The 2,418-nt window shown below is 71.2% G+C and carries 2 protein-coding genes; both read right to left on the reverse strand.

The genetic code is table 11. The features are described from left to right. Positions 1 to 161 precede the first annotated feature (161 nt). Positions 162 to 1,205 carry a hypothetical protein gene (locus D7W79_RS41280; RefSeq protein WP_120530657.1) on the reverse strand — a complete coding sequence of 348 codons (1,044 nt, stop codon included), beginning with the start codon at positions 1,203 to 1,205 and terminating at the stop codon, positions 162 to 164. A 48-nt stretch (positions 1,206 to 1,253) separates the two neighbouring features. Further along, entirely contained in the window at positions 1,254 to 2,408 is a 1,155-nt protein-coding gene (locus D7W79_RS41285) for an AI-2E family transporter (RefSeq protein WP_120530658.1), read from the reverse strand. Between the last annotated feature and the right edge of the window lie 10 nt (positions 2,409 to 2,418).

A 2,418-nucleotide genomic window follows, 5' to 3' on the forward strand; every position in this document is an offset into this window, starting at 1 on the left:
CCCCGCCTCCACCATTGCCTTGCTCGCACCGAGAATCGTCCCCCTTGGATCACGGCCCGCATCAGGCCGTGGGGGCAAGGGGTAGGCATCCCGCCTGGGTCCAGACACCCGCGCTTCCGGGCGATGTCGCGCGCCAGACAGGCCGGGTGTCCGCTCGAGCGTCAGTACGTCGCGATCAGGCCGACGTGCAGGCTGGAGTACGTCTCCTCGGCCGCTCCGCCGTCTTCCCAACCGGTGAGCGTCCCGGCCCCGGAGAAGCGGTCGTTGAAGTGCGCCAGCCGCCAGGCCACGTCGTAGCCGAACGGCCCCCAGATGTCCCCCGTCACGCCCAGCTCCGCGCTCCAGCCGAAGCTGGACACGGACGTGCCGAAGTCGCGGACCTCCAGCGCCCGCCGTCCTCCGTCCGCGTCCGGCGAGCGCCCCGGCTTGGGCGACAGCAGCAAGCCGCCCGACGCGTCCAGCCGCACCGAGGCGAACAGCGGCACGGACAGGTCCAACGCCACGGCCGGGAACACGCGGTGCGTGCCGGACAGCGGGTTGTCCGCGGACGCCTCCACGTCGAACGCGCGCGTCTGGATGCCGGCCCTGGCGCCCACGTAGCCCTGCTGCGGCCGCGTCGTGCCGAAGCGGAAGTAGAAGCGATACAGCGCCTGCGCGGTGAAGGCCGTGTCGGTGGCGGACACCTCGCGCACCGGCGTCTGGCCGCCGTCCCCGGTGAGCGTCACGTCGGAGCTGGAGAAGGCCCGCTGCGCTCCCAGCTTGAAGCCCAGCCCGCGCAGCACGGACGAGGCTCCGCGCGCCAGGGGCAGCACCTCCGCCTCCAGCGACAGCCCCAGGTACGGATGCGACGAGGAGAAGTCGGACGTGTCGCCAAGCTGGTCCTCCTCGGGCAGCCGGTCGTACTCGCCACAGCTCTCCACGCCGGGCCTCGCGCAGTAGCGCCGCCACGTCGCGGTGAGGGACAGGTTGAGCCGCACCCAGGTGGGCGCGCCCACCTCCGGCTCTGCTTTCGACTGCGACTTCCCGTTGCCCGCGGTCGCGCCGCCCAGCCGCAGCGACAGCCACGCCGGGGCCTCGCGCGTGCCGTGGAAGGCCGGCGGCGTCAGGGCATCAGAGGCCGCCGCGGCCGGAGCCGCCAGGGCTCCGACGAGGGCCAGGGTCCACAGCAGTCCCGAGGGGACCCTCGCGCTTCGGGTGGTCGTCATGCTCCGGGCAGGTTCACCCAGCGCCGGGGCGAAGTCCAGGCTCGGGGCTCAGGCGTTCATCACGTGACCCACGCTCGCCGCGGAGGGCACTGGCGCGGGCTGCGGGGAGAGCGAAGGCGAGGAATCCTCGGACACCACGGCAGCAGGCTGCGATTCCTGCGTACGCCCGAGGAAGTCGCGCCGGTAGATGCGCACCATGGCCATGAAGATGGACGCAATGAGCGGGCCCACCAGCAGGCCCATCATCCCGAACACCGCCAGCCCGCCGAACATGGACAGGAAGACGAGCAGCGGGTGCAGCGCCATGCGCGAGCCGCACAGCCGCGGGCGGATGACGTTGTCGATGCTGCCCACCAGGAACGTGCCCCACGCGAGGAGGAAGACCCCCTCGCTCACCCGGTTCGCCGCGATGAGGATGACGCCGATGGGCCCCCACACGAGCGCGGTGCCACCCACCGGCACCAGCGCCACCAGCACCATGGCCGCGCCCCACACCCCGGCGTGCGGCACGCCCGCGATGAGCAGCCCCACGAAGCCCACCGCGCCCTGCACCAGCGCGGTGACGGTGTTGCCGTAGATGATGGCGTACGCGACGTCGGTGAACTCGTGGGAGAAGGCGTCGAAGTAGCGGCGCTCCAGGGGGATCAGCCGGGCCACCTCGTTCACCAGCCGACGGCCGTCGAGGAAGAAGTAGTACATGGCGACCGTCATCAGGAACATGTTGACGACGAGCTCCGTGCCGGCGCCGACGAGGTCCGCGAGCAGCCCCGCGCCGCCCGACACCGCCGTCATCAGCAGGCGCTCCGTCTCCGAGCTCTCCGGATCGAAGTGCACGTAGCGGGTGACGCCCCGGGGCAGGCTGTTGAGCAGGTGGTGACGCAGGTCGACCTGATCCAACAGGTCCTGCGCCTGGCCCACGAACTGGAGCACCTCGCGGGCCACCATCCAGCCCACCAGCGCCAGCGGCGCCAGGATGAGCAGGAACACCGCGAGGGTGGACAGTCCCGCCGCCAGGGACTTGCGGCCCTGGAGCCGCCGGTCCAAGGAGTCCTGGATGGGCATGAACAGGACGACCAGGAAGCCGCCCAGCAGCACCGGCATCAGGAACGGCAGCAAGATGCGTGAAAAGAGAATCAGCGCCAGGGCGAAGAGCCCCGCGAAGATGAAGTTCGACCACCGCTTGGAAGAATCGCCCGCCGTCACCGCCCCACCC

It is taken from the genome of Corallococcus exercitus, assembly GCF_003611585.1.
Taxonomy (GTDB): Bacteria; Myxococcota; Myxococcia; order Myxococcales; family Myxococcaceae; genus Corallococcus; species Corallococcus exercitus.

Excerpts from the sequence above, each read along its gene's own strand:
- D7W79_RS41280 (WP_120530657.1), bottom strand. The coding sequence starts at position 1,205 with ATGACGACCACCCGAAGCGCGAGGGTCCCCTCGGGACTGCTGTGGACC.